The sequence below is a fragment of the Kiloniellales bacterium genome, assembly GCA_030066685.1.
Taxonomy (GTDB): domain Bacteria; phylum Pseudomonadota; class Alphaproteobacteria; order Kiloniellales; family JAKSBE01; genus JAKSBE01.
In genome coordinates this window covers 86,525-102,885 of record JASJBF010000027.1, presented here as the reverse complement: position 1 = coordinate 102,885, position 16,361 = coordinate 86,525, and the positions used below count along the sequence as shown (strand labels likewise).

The window sequence follows — 16,361 nt, the reverse complement described above, 5'->3', positions numbered from 1 at the left end:
CTTCGTCTCGATCTTGGCTTCGGAAAAATGCCGAGCCGGGCGACGACGCCCGGCGATCGCGCTGCGTCGGGGCCGGTCCCGGCGATTCGGAAGACGCGATGCGCGCGAAGATGCTGCCCGGCGGGCGGCACGAGCCTCGGGTGAAGTCACGGGGTCGAAGAAGGCCGGGGCCGGCGCGGCAGGCCCGGCGGCCGCAACGACGGCGCCGCCGAGGCGGCACGCCTCGCGCCAACTCGGAACTGCCCAAGACTCTCGGCTTCACTCCCTTCCTCCGGACCCTTGTTCCAGGCCCTTGCTCCGGGAAAAACGGGCAGCCCCGGCGGCAAAAGCCGTATTGCCACCAAGCGCCCGGCTAGCCTACGATACCGCCCAACTTCGGCCCCCAGGCGTGCTAGAGGCTGACTCTGGTACCGGACGGCGCCAAGGTCTCCGGTCATCCGCTCCGCCAGAGTTAACCGAGAGGCTCATCGGATGCGATGTCACGCGTGCGGCGCCGTCAATCGTCGCTCTAGCAGCTACTGCGGCTTCTGCGGTGTGGCATTTGCCACTGTCTGCCAGAAATGCGGGCACGAGAACCAGCCCAAGGCGCAGTTCTGCAGCGCCTGCGGGACCGTCCTGGAGTCGCCCCCGCGCGACCAGGCCGTCGAGAGAGGCACCTCCCACCCGGCCTGGGGCGAACGCAAGCAGGGCACCGTCCTCTTCGCCGACCTGGTCGGCTCGACCCAGCTGATCGCCGAGCTCGACCCCGAGCAGGCGATGGAGCGGCTGCGCCCGAGCCTGGGCATCATGCGCGCGGCGGTGAGGCGTTTCGGCGGGACCGTCATCCGGTCCCTCGGCGACGGCATCATGGCGGTCTTCGGCGTGCCGCGCACCCAGGAGGCGCACGCCCTGCTCGCCTGCCAGGCCGCGATCGCCATGCAGCGCGCCTTCGAGTCGGACGGCGACGCGATCAAGGTCCGCGTCGGGCTGCACTCCGGCGAGCTCGTGGTCTCCCAGGACGAGGACCGGCCGGAGCCGGTGCCGCACGGCGCGACGATCCACCTGGCGAACCGCCTGGAGCAGATGGCCGAGCCCGGCGCCATCTGCCTGACCGGCGACTGCTACCGCCTGATCAAGCTGCACTGCGACGCGCGGGCCCTGGGGCCGCGGACCGCGAAGGGCTTCTCCAAGCCGGTCGAGACCTATGCCCTGCTGGGGGTCAAGCCCGCCGTCGCCAGCCAGCAGTTCCGGGCCATGAACCTGACCCCCTTCCAGGGCCGCGTCGAGGACCTCAGGCAGCTGCAGCGCGCCCTGCAGCGTAGCGAAAGCGGCGACGCGCAAGTCGTCGGCATCTCGGGCGCCGCCGGCACCGGCAAGAGCCGGCTTTGCTACGAGTTCGCGGAATGGTCCCGGCGGCGCTTCATCCCGGTCCTGGAAGCCCGCGCCCTGGTGTCCAAGCAGGCGACGCCGCTGCAGCCGGTGCTGGAGTTCCTGCGCCTGTTCCTGGAGCTCTCCTCGTCCGAGGACCAGGCCGCGGCGCGCGACCGCGTGCAGCGGCATCCGACGGTCGCCGGCCTGGACGCGGCGACCGACATCCCGCTGCTCTGCCAGTTCCTCGGCATCGACGATCCCGAGGTCGAGGTGCCGCTGCGGACCCAAAGAACCCGCCAGTCGCGGCTGCGCGAGATCCTCGGCCACATGGTCAGGCAGCGGGGCGAGCAGCCCTACATCATCCTGATCGAGGACCTGCACTGGCTAGACTCCGGGAGCGCGGAGTTCGTCGGCGCGATCGTGCGCGCGATCGCCGGCACCAAGGCGATGCTGGTCGTGAACTTCCGCCGGTCCTACACGGCGGACTGGATGGCGCAGCCCCACTACGAGGAGATCCAGCTGGACGAGCTGGACGCGGGCCCGACCAGCGCCCTGGTCGAGCAGCTGGTCGGCGACCATGCCGAGCTGCGCGCGGTCAAGGCGCGGATCGTCGAGCGCTGCGGCGGCAATCCCTTCTTCGCCGAGGAGCTGGTCCAGTCGCTCGCCGAGCGCGGCGTCATTCGCGGCGAGAAGGGCGACTACCGGCTGGGACCCCGATCCGAGGAGGACCTGCTTCCCGCCTCGGTGCAGGCCATCATCGGCGCGCGCATCGACGCCCTGGCGCCGCCGGAGAAGAACGCCATCCACATCGCGGCGATCATCGGCAAGGAGTTCCCGTTGTCGATCATCGAGGAAGTCGCCGGCATGCCGCGGGAAGAGATCGAGACCATCATCGACCGGCTGCACCAGGCCCAGCTGATCGAGCCGCGCTTCGGGTCCTCCGACCAGGAGTACTTCTTCCGCCATCCGCTGATCCAGGACGTGGCCTACAACGAGCAGCTCAAGAGCCGGCGCAGCGAGCTCCATGCCGCGGTGGCGGTCGCCCTGATCCGCCAGTACAGCGCCAAGCTCGACGAGTTCGCCGCCCTGATCGCGCACCACTACGAGGCCGCCGGCGAGCCGGCGCGCGCGGCGATCTACGCGGCCCGGGCCGCGGTCTGGATCGGCAGCGCCGCCTCCGCGCAGGCCCTGCAGCACTGGCACAGGGTGCTCCGGCTGCTCGACGACCAGCCCCATACGGTGATGCACGACACCCTGCGGATGCGGGCGAGCGGCCAGATCGCCATGTTCGGCTGGCGCGAGGGCATGACCGCCGAAGAGGCCCGGCCCTACATCGACGCGGCCCTGGTCTGGGCGCGCAAGATCGACAACTCCATGACCTCGCTGCTGCTGGCCGCCGACGGGCGGATCGCGGTGGCCAGCGGCTATTCGGCGGACGACTACATCGCAGGCATCCAGGAGGCCCTGACGATCGAAGGCGACCAGGGCAACCCGGGGCGCCTGGCCACCTTGAACGCCCTGTTCTGTCACGCGAACTTCCTGGCCGGCTACCTGACCGAAGCGCTGGAGGCGAACGACCGCGCGCTCCAGGGAGTCCGCGCCATCGACCCCTTCGACGAGGAGTTCCTGGGCCTCGACGTCGAACAGTGGATGCAGAGCCTGCGCGGGCGGATCCTGGTCCGGCGCGGGCAGTTCGACGATGCCGAAGCCTGCCTGCAGAAGGTGCTGGCGATCGAGACGTCGCTGCTCGATCCGGCGGTGCAGTTCATCCCGCACCTGGCCTTCGTCGATCTCGCCTGCTTTCGCGACGATGCGGAGCTGGCCAGGGAGCACGCCTCGCGCATCGTCCAGATCGCCGAGAAGGGCCAGAACCCCTACCTCCAGGTCTACGCCCTGGGTTGCTCGGGCGCGGCCCTCTTCGCCGAGAAGGATTTCGACGGCGCGGCCAGCAAGCTGACCGAAGGCGTCACCTTCGCGCAATCGGCCAAGGCCGCGCTGGAGTTCGAGCCCGAGATGATGGCCAGCCTGGCCGATTGCCACTACGGCGCGGGGGCCTTCGGCCAGGCGGTGTCGGTCGCCAAGCAGGCCATCGAGCTCGCCCAGCGGCGCGGCGCGCGGATGGCCGAGTGCCGGGCGTCGATCATCTACTCCGCCGCCCTGGTCGCCGCCCAGGGCGAGCGGCCGAAAAAGGCGCTGCCGCTCAAGTTCGACCAGGCCGAGAAACTGATCGAGATGACCGGCGCGAGCGTCTTCTCGAAGCGCCTGACGCGCGAACGCGCCCTCACGCTCAGGAAGCTGAACCCCTGCGGCGCACAAGAAGAGTGAACTCCGGCTGGCCGTAGTCGTCGAGCAGGGTGACCGACGCGCCGTAGGCCCGCTCGCAGTGCCGTATCCAGGTCTCCGGCCGCGACCGGTAGAGGTCCCGCTCGGCGGCGCTGTCCGGGGGCCGGTCGCGCGGCAGCATGAAGTTCACGGCGAAGCCCTTGCGGCTGGCCGCGTGCATCTCGTCCAGGGTGAGAGCGACGAAGCGCTCCCAGGTCGGCCGCGGCTGCTCCAGCTTCACGTTGAAGATGCCGCTGGCGACGCTGTAGTCCGCGACCCGGGCGTTGGCGGTCCCGGTGACGAAGGCGGCCCAGGGACAGGCCCGCCAGAGCCGCTCGGCCCGGCGCTTCATGGCCGCCGCCAGGTCGATGCCCAGGTAGTCGATCCCGGCCTCCGGGTGACGCTTGGCGAGATAGCCGACCAGCGCCCCGTAGCCGCAGCCGACGTCGTTCAGCGAGAAGGGCGCCGCGAAGTCGCAGAGCTTCATGAGCTGGAGGAAGCGCAACTCCTGGGAGGCGATGCAGCTCCAATCGACTCCCAGGGGCGTGGCGCCGAAGCGCTTCAGGCGATCTGTGTAGTAGCGGACGACGCCCGACTCGAGCTTCGACAGCGCGTCGCCCTCCATCGGCGCGCCGCGCTCAGCGGGACTTGGCTCGTCGCTTGGCGCGGTTCTTCTCGATCGGAGTCATGGGCAGGGAGATGACCAGGAAGTTCTCGGTCGAATAGGTCAAGGCGAGCTTCGGCCGGGGCGAGACCTTGACGCGCGGGTCCTTGCGCGAGTCGTGCGTGGTGAAATGGACCGGGATGGGCTCGCCCTTCTCGAGATGGCGCTGCAGGACCGAAATGATCCGGTCCTCGCCGCTCATGTCCTTCTTGTCCGAGGGACAGGCTTTGAGGTCTTTGACGAGGTACTCGTACCAGCCGCGCCGATGGGCCCAGTTGTTGCCCGGCGCCAGGTTGAGGAGCGCGAAGGACTGCTTTAGGGAATGCTCCTCGGAGAAGATGCCGAACTCCTTCTGCAGGACGAGCATCTCCTTGATCGCATCATTGGGCCCGAAACGCAGGTTGAGCTGCTCCAACAGGCCGCCGACGTTGATGTCCGGTAGGCGTCCGCCCATCTCACTTCCCCCCTCAGGCAGTTTAGGTCAATCGTGATATAGCACAGGCCCTTCCCCTGCGCGAGGCGAGCCGAGTGCGACTGCGAGGCTGCAGTCAAGGCTCCGGATCGCCGCCCCGCCATAGGGCGCCGCGGCAGCATGCATGACGCCCGGGCCGGGACGCAACCACTTCGTCGGGGGCCGGATTGCCGAGGCCTTCCGCAGCCGGCCCCCTCTCGCGGCCGGTCAGAGCGCGCGGACGATGCCGCCTTCGACGCGCAGGGCGCTGCCGTTGACCGCGCCGTTGGCGGCGAGGAAGACGGCGGCCTCGGCGACCTCCTCGGCGGTCACGAAGCGCTGAATCAGAGAGGTCGGCTCGTGCGCCCGGAAGTAGGTGTCGATCACCTCCTGCACCGGCTTGCCCTCCTGCGCGGCCAGGCCCTCGAAGTAGGACTCGACGCCGGCGGTCCAGGTCGGCCCGGGCAGAAGGCTGTTGACCGTGACCGCGGATCCCCGGGTCAGCTCGGCCAGGCCGCGCGACAGGGCGATGAGGTCGGTCTTGGTCATGGAGTAGTGGATCATCGTCGGCAGGGGCCTGAGCCCGGCCTCGCTGGCGACGTTGACGATCCGGCCGCGGCCGCGCTCGAGCATGCCCGGCATCAGCGCACGGCAGAGGCGGATGGCGCTGAGCACGTTGGTCTGGTAGTAGCGCAGCCACTCCTCGTCCTCGATCTCGAAGAAGTCCTGGACCGAGAAGATGCCGGCGTTGTTGACCAGGATCTCGACCTCGCCGGCCGCGGGAAGCGCCGCGATCACCTGGGCGCAGCCCTCCGCCGTCGCCAGGTCGCCGGCCACCCCGGCGTCGGCGCCGATCTCCGCGCGCACCGCCTCGACCTCCGCCGGATCGCGGCCGTGGACCACGGCCCGGGCCCCCTGTGCGACGAAAGCCGCGGCGATGGCCCGCCCGATCCCCTTGGTCGAGCCGGTGACCAGAGCGCGCTTGCCTTCCAAATCGGCCATGGCCGTCACCTCCTTTCGCGTTTGACTCCCTTTGCGTTCATATCGGGCGCGACCGCCAAGGTCGCCACCCAGGATGCCTTCACCGAGGGTGCGGGGATCAAACGCGGGGTGCGAGGGTCCCGCCCGCCGCCGCGTCTCAATGGCGGGGGACGGGCCCGCACACATCTCGCAGTTGTGAGGAGACAGGGGCGCACAAGGGGCGTAGACTCAACAGCGTGGCTGGTCTCGGCGCCTTCGGGCCTGCGGCTGGACGACATGGCAGGCCATGAAGACGTCGCGACCGAGGGTGCAAACGGTCGAAAGGAAGGATCATGGCCACCATACGCAATCCCATCGAATGGGGCGCCGACCAGTTCCGGCGGGCGACGCAGCACGCCGGGTCGACGGGCCGTGCCCTGCGCGGGAGCGAAGCCGGCGCCGAGGCCGGGCCGCTGACGGTCCGGCGGATCGGGCTGGAGGACCTGAGCGAGGTCCTGCGCAGGGGCATGGCCGACTTCGCCGCCTGCCGGACCGACGTGGTCTTCCTCTGCCTGATCTATCCCATCATCGGCCTGGTCCTGGCGCGCCTGGCCTTCGACCACGACCTTCTGCCGCTGCTGTTCCCGGTCGCCTCGGGCTTCGCGCTGCTCGGACCGGTGGCCGCGGTCGGGCTCTACGAGATGAGCCGGCGCCGCGAGCAGGGCGGCAAGGCGAGCTGGAGCGAGGCCTTCGGGGTGATCGCGGCACCCGCCTTCGGCGCCATCGTCGTGCTGGGCCTGATCCTGCTGGCGATCTTCCTGCTGTGGCTGGTCGCCGCGCAGGTGATCTACCTGAACACCCTGGGGCCCGAGCCGCCGGCTTCCCTCGCCGCCTTCATCGGCGAGGTCCTCGGGACCGAGGCCGGCTGGACCATGATCGCGGTCGGGATCGGGGTCGGCTTCCTCTTCGCCCTGCTGGTGCTGGCGACCAGCGTGGTGTCCTTCCCGCTGCTGCTCGACCGGGACGTCGGGATCGGCACCGCGATCGGGACCTCGGTGCGGGTCGCCGCCGCCAACCCGCTGGCCACCGCCGCCTGGGGCCTGATCGTCGCCGGCGGCCTGGTGCTCGGCTCGCTGCCGCTGTTCCTGGGGCTGGTGGTGGTCCTGCCGATCCTGGGCCACGCAACCTGGCACCTCTACCGCCGGACGGTGGCGCAGTAGAGGCGCGCCCTCGGCGCGGGGTGACGTTCAGATGGCCGATTTAGTCGCAGCGGTGGGCCTGACCCCTCACCCTCCCGACGCTTCGCGCCGGGCCCCTCCCTCTCCCTGGGGAGAGGGATGTGGAGGCTTGGCGAGGCCGGGGGCCGAGCCTTAGCCGGAGCTGGATGAGGGCGCAGACGCCGGGTTCAGAGCTCGGCTTTGAGGCGGTCGGCGAGGGTCTTCACGACCTTGACCCGGGCGTGGTACTTGTCGTTGGCCTCGACCAGGGTCCAGGGCGCGGCGGTCGTGCTGGTGCGGTCGACCATGTCGTGGACCGCCTGCCGGTAGGCGTTCCATTTCTTGCGGTTGCGCCAGTCCTCCTCGGTGATCTTGTAGCGCTTGTAGCCGATCTTCTCGCGCTCCTTGAAGCGGCGCAGCTGCTCCTTCTTGTCGATGGCGAGCCAGAACTTGACGACGACGATGCCGGCCTCGGTCAGCTCCTCCTCGAAGAAGCGGATCTCGTCGTAGGCGCGCATCCAGTCGTGCCTGGAGGCGAAGCCCTCGATCCGCTCGACCAGGACCCGGCCGTACCAGGAGCGGTCGAAGACGGTGATCCGTCCGTGCCTGGGGACGTGGCGCCAGAAGCGCCAGAGATAGGGCTGCGCCTTCTCCTCGTCGCTGGGCGCGGCGACGGAGATGACGCGGGTCAGCCGCGGGTCCAGGGCCTGGACCACGCGGCGGATGCTGCCGCCCTTGCCGGCGGCGTCGTTGCCTTCGAAGACCGCGACCAGGGCGCGGCTCTCGAACTTGCGGCCCAGGGTCAAGGCCGTCAGGCGGCGCTGCTCTTCCTTGAGCCGGGCGCGGTAGTCGTCGCGCTCCAGGGCGCGGCCGAGGTCCAGGGAGTCGAGGATGTTCGGGCCGCTGCCGCTGCCCAGGGTGCTGGTGCCGATGCTGGGGATCGCCGGCGCCGCACCCGCCAGGCGCTCGCGCACGGCGTCGGCCAGGGTCCGGCCGAGGGTCAGGTCGCGGTAGCGCGCATCGGCGCTGGCGATGGGGATCCAGGGCGCGTGGGCGGCGCTGGTCGCGCTCACCAGCCCTTCGATGATCTCGATGGCTTCGTCGTAGCGCTTGGCGAAGGCCTTGCCGAGCTCGGCCTCGTCCTCGGAGAGCTTCCAGGCCGCGGTCCCGGCCTTCTTGAGCTTCTTATGCTCCTTAAGGCTCTGCTTCTTCGGCAGGAAGAGAAAGGCCTTGAGAATGAGCGCGCCGTCCTGGGCCAGCAGCCGCTCGAAGCGCAGGCCCTCTTCGATGCGATCCCGGAAGCGGCCGCGGCCGATGCGGCCGAGGAAGTAGTCGCGCATCGGTCCGTCGTACCAGGCGTTGAGGAAGATGCCGATCCGGCCCTTGGGCGGCAGCGCGCGCCAGAAGCGCCAGAGGCGCGGCCGGTCCCGCTCCTCCTCGCTGGGCCGCATCTCGGCGTAGGGCCAGATGTGCCGGGAATCCATCCAGCTCAGGAGCTGCTTCGCCGCGGCGCTGCGGCCGAGGACGTCGATGCCGGAAAGCAGGAGGATGACCGGGAAGTCCCCGGACTCGAGCAGGTCGAACTGGGCGTCGATCAGCCGGCCGCGCAGCAGCGGCTCCTCCGCCTCGTACTCGGCCTTGCCGATCTCGTGCGCCAGCTCCAGGGATTCGAACATCGCCACCGCCCCAGCACCCAAATGATACGGTAAACATTAGCAGGGATTCCGGGCCGGCGGCAGCCGGCGTCGGGTCAGGCGGGCTTGTCCAGGCGGTATCCGTGGCCGCGCACGGTCTCGATGGCCGGGACCTCGGGTCCGGAGCCGAGCTTGCGACGCAGCCGGCCGACGTAGACGTCGACCACGTTGGTCAGGGGATCGGAGTCGTAGCCCCAGACGGCGGAGAGGATGCGCTGGCGGGAGAAGACCTTGCCGGGGGCGCCGAGGAAGAGGTCGAGGATCGCAACCTCCTTTGCCGTCAGGTCGAGGCGCGCCTCGCCGCAGGTTACGATCATGGACTCCCGGTCGAAGACCAGGGCGCCGCAGGCGACCCGCTCGCGCGGCTTCTCGAAGTTGCCGGCGCGCCGGACCAGAGCCTCGAGCCGGGCCAGCAGCTCGTCGAAGGCGAAGGGCTTTGTCAGGTAGTCGTCGGCGCCGAGCTTCAGGCCCTTGACCCGCTCGTCGAGTTCGTCCATCGCGGTCAGCATCAGGATCGGGGTCCGCACGCCGCCGTGGCGGAGCTGCTCGCAGACCTGGTGGCCGTGCAGCTTGGGCAGCATGAGGTCGAGGACGATGACGTCGAAGTCGCTCTCCTGGCCCAGGTCGAGGCCGTCCAGACCGTCGCGGGCGACCGTGACTCCGAAGCCTTCGGCCTTGAGCCCGCGCTCGATGAAGTCGGCGACCCGTCGCTCGTCCTCGACCAGAAGGACGTTCACGCCACGGCCCTCAGCTTGCGCACGGTCGGCAGAAAGACGCTGGCCGTCGTGCCCTCGCCGAGCTGGCTGTCGATGACCAGCTCGCCGCCGTGGGCGTCGGCGATGGCCTTGGCGACCGGCAGGCCGAGGCCGGTGCCGTCGGCGTGGTGCTCGCCGGCGTTGTCGCCGCGGTAGAAGCGCTCGAAGATCCGCTCCAGCTCGTCGGGGGCGATGCCAATACCGCCGTCGGCGATGCGCACGATCACGCCCTTGGGCGCGGCGCCCATGAAGATGCCGACCTCGCCCCGGGCCTCGCTGTAGCGGATCGCGTTGTCGACCAAAATCAAGAAGAGCTGCCGCAACCGGCCCGGATCGCCGGAGACCACGGCCTCGGCAACCTCCTGCTGTAGGGTGACGGAAACACCGCGCTTCTCGGCCAGGACCTCGGCGTCGCCGCAGACGCTCTCGACGATCTCCTGCAGGGCGACGGCCTGGCGCGACATCCGGGTCTCGCCGGCGTTTTGCCGGGCCACGAAGAGCAGGTCGTCGACCAGGCGCCCGGTGTGCTCGGCCTGCTCAAGGACCCGCTGCAGGGTGCCCTTGTACTCCTCGACCGCCTTGTCGTGGCCGCGCAAGCCGATCTCGGCCTCGCCGCGGATGATGGTCAGCGGCGTGCGCAGCTCGTGGCTGATGTCGGCGAAGAAGCGGCGGCGTATCTGGTCGGCCTTCTCCAGGGCGGCGTTGGCCTCCCGCAGCTCGGCGGTGCGCGCGGTCACGGCCCGTTCCAGGTCGGCCTTGGCCGCCTCCAGGTCGCGCTTGTTCGATTCCAGCTCGCCGGCCATGCGGTTGAAGCTGCGGGCCAGCTCGCCGAATTCGTCGGCGCTGGCCAGCTCGATGCGATGGGTCAGGTCACCCTTGCGCAGGGCCCGCGTCCCGGCGAGCAACGCCGCCATCGGCCGGCGCAGGCCGCGCAGCAGCAGGAAGGCGCAGACCAACCCGACGGCGATGGCGATGGCGGCCAAGACGTCGACCACCAGGTTGACCTGCCGGATCACGGCCCGCCCCTCGGCGTCGGCCTCGGCGACCTCGCGCTGCTCTTCGGCGATGGCCTCCTCCAGGAGGGCGTTGAAGCTGCCGTCGATGCTCTGCTCCAGCAGGGTGTTCAGCTTGATCCAGGCCCTACCGCGCTCGCCGACGTCCCGGAGGTTCCGGACCTCCGCGAACTCGATCAGCGCCCGGTCGATCTGGCGTTCGATCAGCGAGAGCGTGTAGAGCTCCTCGCGCTCGCCCTCCTGCTCGTCCTCGTCGACGAAGGCGACCTCGTAGGCGATCATGTTGCGGAGCGACGCGATGTCGGCCTCGAGCTTCTCGCGCAGCTCCTTTTCGCCGCGGCCGAGGTCCTGATCGCCGACCAGCAGGGCGTCGGCCAGCTGCTTGAAGAGCTGATAGGTGTGGCTGGAGAGGCGCAGGTGGCCCTCGAGCACGTCGTGCGCCAGGCGCGAGCGCTCCATGTGGACCTGCACCTGGCGGCCGCCCCAGTTCGACAGCGCGGTCAGCGCGATCGTCAGGCAGATCAGGACCCCAAAGGCCAGCAGCAACTTGGTCCGGTAGTTCATCGCCTACCCCAAGCCAGATCCCACGCCCCAAGCGGCGCAATGCCGGCGCAGACAACCACAAAACCGGGCGCCAGGCGACTCATCTCTCCATCCCCTCTTTCCCGTGGCCCGGGGGACGCGGGGGCCCCGACCATCCGGTTAATCTTATGTAGTTCTAGATATTTGGGGGTCAGGCTCTTTCGGTATCCTGACGCCCGGGTGAACAGATTTTGAAAGCGAGATGAAAATCAGGTGAAAGTCCCGGGCGCAGGGCAGGAAAACGGCCCTGCGCGAGAGCATCGCACAGGGCCGCGCCGGGCCCGGAGAGGGTCGGTCGGGGCCGGCTACTGTCCCTGGCCGAGCGAGTACCCGGCCTCGCCGTCGAAGGTGAAGAGGTGCTCGGTCTTCACGAAGTCGACGCCCTGCTTGGCCAGGTTGCCGAGCAGCTCGACCACCATGGCCTTGTTGAGCTGCTTGCCCGACTCGGCCAGGTAGCGGCAGCGCCAGTGGTCGGTGCAGAAGGTCTCGGGCAGACCGTCGGGCCAGACCTTGACCCCCCGGTTGGTGACCATGGCGAGCTTGTAGGCGCCGTTCTGGGCCGCCTGCATGGCCGCCGCCAGGGCCACCGGATCGCGCTCGGACCAGTGCACGAAGACGTCGATGCCGACCAGGTCCTTCTTGGCCGGCGGCCGGCTCTGCGCCTCGGGCACCGCGAAGGCCTTGGCCGCGCCGCCGCTGCGCACCGGGGCCAGGGTCTCCGGCGCCTCGCCGAGCCGGGCGATGACCGCGTCGGCGAAGGCCTCGGTGCCAAGCTTCATGCTGGAGGCCTGCGCATCGAAGATATCGTAGGTGTGGAGGCCGTCCTCGATGGTCTTGAGCCAGGCGTTGTGGACCTTCTCGGCGACCCTGGACTGGCCGATGTGGTGCAGCATCATGACCCCGGCGAGCAGCAGGCCCGAGGGGTTGGCGAGGTCCTGGCCGGCGCGGCGCGGCGCCGAGCCGTGGATCGCCTCGAACATCGCGCCCTGGGCGCCGATGTTGGCCGAAGGCGCCAGGCCGACCGATCCGGCGATCTGGGCCGCGACGTCGGAGAGCACGTCGCCGTAGAGGTTCGGCACCACGATGACGTCGAAGGCCTCGGGCGTGTCGGCCAGCTTGGCGGCGCCGATGTCGACGATCCAATGCTCGTTCTCGATCTGCGGGTAGTCGGCGGCGACCTCGTCGAAGACCTTGTGGAACAGGCCGTCGCTCAGCTTCATGATGTTGTCCTTGGTGAAGCAGGTGACCTTGCGGCGGCCGTGGGCCACGGCGTACTCGAAGGCGTAGCGGACGATCTTCTCGCAGCCCGGGCGCGAGATCAGCTTCAGGCACTGCACGACCTCGTCGGTCTGGCGGTGCTCGATGCCGGCGTAGAGGTCCTCCTCGTTCTCGCGGATCACGACCACGTCCATGCCCGGGTGCCGGGTCGCGACGAAGGGCGCGTAGGCGGTGCAGGGCCGGACGTTGGCGAAGAGCCCGAGGGACTTGCGGACGGTGACGTTGAGGCTCTTGTAGCCTCCCCCCTGGGGCGTGGTGATCGGCGCCTTGTAGAAGACCTTGGTGCGGCGCAGGCTGTCCCAGGACTGGGGATCGATGCCAGCGGAGTTGCCGGCCAGGTAGACCTGCTCGCCGATGCTGATCGGCTCGACCGCGATCTCGGCGCCGGCGGCCAAGAGCACGCGGAGGCTGGCGCGCATGATCTCCGGCCCGATGCCGTCGCCGAAGGCGACCGTAATCGGCACGGCGTTGGGGGATTGCTGGGTCAGGCCGGTCAGATCGGCGGCCTGCGGCGGGGTCATTTCGTTCATTGTCGGGTCCCTCTGCGAAGAGCTCTTAAGTCGGGCGTTACGTGTTCGACAGGTCGGGACCCACACCCGGCTTTTGAAATCGATGAACGCCCGCCCCGTGATCCGGTTTTCCGATCAGGCGCCGCCGAGCGCCCCTGCGTGCAGCGCTTGCTTTCGGGGACTTTGGAGCTAGGGTTTGGCCGAGCAAAGATCGGTCCGCGTCGATTCGCATGAGACAGAGCTGCACAGAGCGGTCGGCCGGCGCGCGTTCCGCGGCGCGCCGGCGCAACGCGCCGACCGGCCGGGCCTTCACGTTTCTGGTCGCCGCGATCTCGGTTTCGCTCGCCGCCCTGGCGCCGGTCGCGGCGTCGGCCGAGGAAAGCGGTCCCCTGGCACCCTCGGACACCTCGAGCCCGCGGGCGACGCTGGAGACCTTCCTCGAGGACAGCCTCAAGGCGATCCAGTTGTGGAAGGCGGCGATCAGCCTAAACGAGGCGACGCCTGGCCTCTTCGCGAGCGAGCCCGTGGAGGAGGGGCTCGCGCGCGCGCGGACGCTCGGGCAGCGCGCGGCCAACACCATGGATCTCAGCGAAATCCCTCAGGCCCGGCTCGAAGACCTGCGCATCGAATCGAGCCTCCTGCTGAAGGAGGTGCTGGACCGGATCGAGTTGCCGCCCCTGGAGACGGTACCCGACGCCGAGGCGATGAAGACCGAAGGCCTGACCCGCTGGCGGATCCCGGAGACAGAGATCGAGATCGCCCGAGTCGAGGACGGCCCCCGGGCCGGCGAGTTCCTTTTCACTTCCCAGACGGTCGAACGCCTGCCGGAGTTCTACGAGAAGGTCCGCGACCTTCCCTACCGGACCACGGAGACCGCGGGGATCTACGAGTTCTACATCGCCACGCCGGGCCAACTCTTACCGCCGAAATGGCTGTCCTGGGTCCAGAACCTGCCGCCCTGGGCCACCGAACTGCACTGGGGCCAGACCCTCTGGCAATGGTTCGGGCTCGGCCTGTCGGTGCTGCTCGCGATTCTGCTCCCCCTCGGCGTCAACCGCTGGCTGCGGCGCCGGGCCGTGCCGATCTCCGCGCTGCGACGCAGCTGGCGGCGACTCGTCGTTCCGTCGGTGACGCTGGCGAGCTTCGCCGTCTTTCGCCTCTTCGTCGACGAGCAGCTCAACGTCACCGGCGGCGTCCTGGTCGCCGTCGTGATCGCCTTCGAGGGGCTGATCGCCATCGTCGCGGCCTGGACCGTGATCGTCGTCGCCAACGTGATCGCCGAGACCAGCATCGCGTCGCCGCGAATCGACGCCGCGAGCCTGGACGCCAGCATGGTCCGGATGAGCCTGCGCGTCCTCGGCGGCCTGAGCGCCATCGGCGTCGTGCTGTTCGGCGCCGACCGGGTCGGCCTGCCGGTGGTGCCGCTGCTGGCCGGCCTGGGCGTCGGCGGCCTCGCCGTGGCCCTGGCCGCACGGCCGACCCTGGAGAACCTGATCGGCGGCGTGATCCTCTACGCCGACCGCCCGGTGCGGGTCGGCGATTTCTGCAGCTTCGGGGACAAGATCGGCGTCGTAGAATCCATCGGCATGCGCTCGACCAAGATCCGGGCGCTGGACCGCACCGTGATCTCGGTGCCCAACGCCCAGTTCGTCGACATGCAGCTGGTGAACTGGAGCCGCTGCGACCGCCGGCTGATCGAGGCGCTGGTCGGCCTGCGCTACGAGACCTCGCCCGACCAGTTGCGCTTCGTCCTGGCCAAGCTGCGCGAGATGTGCCTGGCGCATCCCAAGGTCCACGGCGAGACCATCCGCATCCGGCTCGCCGGCTTCGGCGCCTCCTCGCTCGACGTCCAGGTCCGGGTCTACGCCCTGACCCGGGACTGGGAGGAGTTCCACGCCATCCGCGAGGACCTCTACCTGCGGATCGTCGAGATCGTCGAATCCTCGGGCACCGGCTTCGCCTTCCCTTCGACCACCGCCTACCTGGCCCGCGACGGCGGCTTGGACGATGAGCGCGGCCGGGCGGCCGAGGCGCAGGTCGCGCGCTGGCGGGCGGCCGGCGAGCTGCCCTTCCCCGAGTTCCCAAAGCCCGGGCGGGAGGCGCTCGCCGGCACCCTGGACTACCCGCCCGAGGGATCGCCCGACGCCCGGGTCCCGGCAAAGGGCAAGGGCAGCTGACGGCGGCGGTCACCCCGGGCGCCGGCCGGCCCGCGCCCCGACGCCCTCGAGCAGCTCGGCCGCGGCGGCCACGCCAGGCTCGGCGCGTAGCTCGGCCCCGAGGGCCTCGGCACGGGCGACCACCGCCGGATCCGCGGCCGTCGAGAGGGCGGCGGCCAGGGCGGCGGCGGTCAGGCGCTTCTGCGGCAGGGGCGCGGGGCCGGCGCCGAGGGCCGCGATTCGGCGGCCCCAGAAGGGCTGGTCGCCGAAGACCGGGCAGACGACCTGCGGCCGGCCCCAGCGCAGGGCCTCGTGGGTGGTGCCGGCGCCACCGTGGTGGACCACCGCCGCGCAGCGCGGGAAGAGCCAGGTATGGGGCGCGGCCTCGATCGCCAGCACCCCCTCCGCGCGGGGCTCGGCCGCGAGGCCGCCCCAGCCGGTCGCCAGCAGGCCGCGTTGGCCGCCGCGGGCCAGGGCCTCGAGGACGTTCCGGGTGATCCGCCCGGCGTCGTCCGCCGGCATGCTGCCGAAGCCGACGTAGACCGGCGGCGGGCCGGCGGCGAGGAAGCGGGCCAGGGCCTCGGGCGGCCGCCAGGCCTCGTCGGGCGCGGTGAACCAGTAGCCGGTGATCCGCTCGCGCGCGCCCCAGTCCGGCGGCGGCGGGACGAGGTGGCGGCTGTGGGCGTGGAGACGCAGCACGCCGGGGCCGCGCGGATCGTGGCCCTCGACCGGGTCCGCCGGCCCGAGGCCCGCGAGCTCCGGCCGGCGCCGGCGCCAGTCGCGCAGGACCAGCCCGGTGCCGAGGCGCATCAACGCGTGGGCAAGCGTATGGCTCAGCCGGTTGCCGAGCGCGCCGAGCCCGGCGACGGGAAAGATCAGGTTGGGGAAGGCGCGGGTCGGCACGTAGGCCGGCTGCAGGAAGCCAGGCACCGCGACGCAGTCGAGCGCAATGGCCAGAAGCGGCGCGCCGAAGGCCTTGGGGTGGTAGACGACGAGCTCGGGGGCAATCGCCTGGGCGACCTGCCACATGTCGTCGAGCTGCCGGCGCATCATCGCCCGGGAGGCGCGCCAGGCGCGGAGCTTGCCGGCGAAGGAGTGCAGCGCCGCCTTGATCTCCTCGGTCTCGAGCAGGCCGCGGATGTCGGCCGAAAGCGGCGCCGCCGCCAGGCCCGCCGCCTCGATCATGGCCTCGAAGCCGCGCCCGGTGCTGACGGTGACGGCGTGGCCCCGGCCCCGCAGCGCGGCGCCCAAGGCGACGTAGGGCTGGACGTCGCCGCGCGAGCCGAAGGTCAGGATCAGGATCCGCATCGCCAGGGCTCTTAGCAGATCCGGCCGCCCTTGGCCCGGACGCAGTCGGTCGGATTTGCGCCGAATGCCGGCCGCCGAGGATTCAGGCAGCGTTAAGGCCCG

At 70.3% G+C, this 16,361-nt stretch carries 11 protein-coding genes; 3 read left to right on the top strand and 8 right to left on the bottom strand.

From position 1 onward, the window contains the following. Nucleotides 1-471: 471 nt before the first annotated feature. Nucleotides 472-3,675, top strand: a complete 3,204-nt coding sequence (locus QNJ30_15915) for an adenylate/guanylate cyclase domain-containing protein (protein MDJ0944954.1) — start codon at nucleotides 472-474, stop codon at nucleotides 3,673-3,675. Here the strand turns inward: QNJ30_15915 and QNJ30_15910 are convergent. The 3 genes from QNJ30_15910 to QNJ30_15900 all read right to left on the bottom strand — a co-directional run bounded on the left by QNJ30_15910 (nucleotide 3,638) and on the right by QNJ30_15900 (nucleotide 5,789). Beyond that, nucleotides 3,638-4,297 (bottom strand): hypothetical protein, encoded by a 660-nt coding sequence (locus QNJ30_15910; protein ID MDJ0944953.1) that lies wholly within the window; start codon nucleotides 4,295-4,297, stop codon nucleotides 3,638-3,640. The two genes, QNJ30_15915 and QNJ30_15910, sit on opposite strands and share 38 nt — an antisense overlap. Before the next feature lie 13 nt (nucleotides 4,298-4,310). Next, a complete protein-coding gene (locus tag QNJ30_15905) occupies nucleotides 4,311-4,790 on the bottom strand; it encodes a hypothetical protein (GenBank protein ID MDJ0944952.1) in 480 nt (159 codons plus the stop codon). Nucleotides 4,791-5,015: 225 nt separating this feature from the next. Then, nucleotides 5,016-5,789, bottom strand: coding sequence for an SDR family oxidoreductase (locus QNJ30_15900; protein MDJ0944951.1), 774 nt, complete (start codon nucleotides 5,787-5,789; stop codon nucleotides 5,016-5,018). A gap of 311 nt (nucleotides 5,790-6,100) precedes the next feature. Between QNJ30_15900 and QNJ30_15895 the strand changes: the two genes are divergently transcribed. Then, nucleotides 6,101-6,967: a DUF2189 domain-containing protein gene (locus QNJ30_15895; protein ID MDJ0944950.1), complete on the top strand. Its 867-nt coding sequence runs from the start codon at nucleotides 6,101-6,103 to the stop codon at nucleotides 6,965-6,967. 185 nt (nucleotides 6,968-7,152) lie between these two features. On the opposite strand, the gene pap is transcribed toward QNJ30_15895, so the two are convergent. The 4 genes from pap to QNJ30_15875 form a co-directional block, all read right to left on the bottom strand. Continuing rightward, on the bottom strand, nucleotides 7,153-8,640 hold the full coding sequence (gene pap, locus QNJ30_15890; GenBank protein MDJ0944949.1) for a polyphosphate:AMP phosphotransferase: 1,488 nt from the start codon (nucleotides 8,638-8,640) through the stop codon (nucleotides 7,153-7,155). Between the two features lie 74 nt (nucleotides 8,641-8,714). Beyond that, nucleotides 8,715-9,395, bottom strand: a complete 681-nt coding sequence (locus tag QNJ30_15885; GenBank protein MDJ0944948.1) for a response regulator transcription factor — start codon at nucleotides 9,393-9,395, stop codon at nucleotides 8,715-8,717. Continuing rightward, complete coding sequence (locus tag QNJ30_15880; protein MDJ0944947.1) at nucleotides 9,392-10,990, bottom strand: ATP-binding protein; 1,599 nt, start codon at nucleotides 10,988-10,990, stop codon at nucleotides 9,392-9,394. Before QNJ30_15880 ends, QNJ30_15885 begins: the two co-directional genes overlap by 4 nt. A gap of 323 nt (nucleotides 10,991-11,313) precedes the next feature. Next, entirely contained in the window at nucleotides 11,314-12,816 is a 1,503-nt protein-coding gene (locus tag QNJ30_15875; protein MDJ0944946.1) for an NADP-dependent isocitrate dehydrogenase, read from the bottom strand. A 209-nt stretch (nucleotides 12,817-13,025) separates the two neighbouring features. On the opposite strand from QNJ30_15875, the gene QNJ30_15870 reads away from it, so the two are divergent. Beyond that, nucleotides 13,026-14,972, top strand: a complete 1,947-nt coding sequence (locus tag QNJ30_15870; GenBank protein ID MDJ0944945.1) for a mechanosensitive ion channel family protein — start codon at nucleotides 13,026-13,028, stop codon at nucleotides 14,970-14,972. Between the two features lie 9 nt (nucleotides 14,973-14,981). Here the strand turns inward: QNJ30_15870 and QNJ30_15865 are convergent, their stop codons facing one another. Then, nucleotides 14,982-16,259 (bottom strand): glycosyltransferase, encoded by a 1,278-nt coding sequence (locus tag QNJ30_15865; GenBank protein MDJ0944944.1) that lies wholly within the window; start codon nucleotides 16,257-16,259, stop codon nucleotides 14,982-14,984. Nucleotides 16,260-16,361: the final 102 nt, after the last annotated feature.

Excerpts from the sequence above, each read along its gene's own strand:
- QNJ30_15875 (MDJ0944946.1), bottom strand. The coding sequence starts at position 12,816 with ATGAACGAAATGACCCCGCCGCAGGCCGCCGATCTGACCGGCCTGACC.
- QNJ30_15895 (MDJ0944950.1), top strand. The coding sequence starts at position 6,101 with ATGGCCACCATACGCAATCCCATCGAATGGGGCGCCGACCAGTTCCGG.
- QNJ30_15880 (MDJ0944947.1), bottom strand. The coding sequence starts at position 10,990 with ATGAACTACCGGACCAAGTTGCTGCTGGCCTTTGGGGTCCTGATCTGC.
- QNJ30_15865 (MDJ0944944.1), bottom strand. The coding sequence starts at position 16,259 with ATGCGGATCCTGATCCTGACCTTCGGCTCGCGCGGCGACGTCCAGCCC.
- QNJ30_15900 (MDJ0944951.1), bottom strand. The coding sequence starts at position 5,789 with ATGGCCGATTTGGAAGGCAAGCGCGCTCTGGTCACCGGCTCGACCAAG.
- QNJ30_15910 (MDJ0944953.1), bottom strand. The coding sequence starts at position 4,297 with ATGGAGGGCGACGCGCTGTCGAAGCTCGAGTCGGGCGTCGTCCGCTAC.
- QNJ30_15915 (MDJ0944954.1), top strand. The coding sequence starts at position 472 with ATGCGATGTCACGCGTGCGGCGCCGTCAATCGTCGCTCTAGCAGCTAC.
- pap (MDJ0944949.1), bottom strand. The coding sequence starts at position 8,640 with ATGTTCGAATCCCTGGAGCTGGCGCACGAGATCGGCAAGGCCGAGTAC.
- QNJ30_15905 (MDJ0944952.1), bottom strand. The coding sequence starts at position 4,790 with ATGGGCGGACGCCTACCGGACATCAACGTCGGCGGCCTGTTGGAGCAG.
- QNJ30_15870 (MDJ0944945.1), top strand. The coding sequence starts at position 13,026 with ATGAGACAGAGCTGCACAGAGCGGTCGGCCGGCGCGCGTTCCGCGGCG.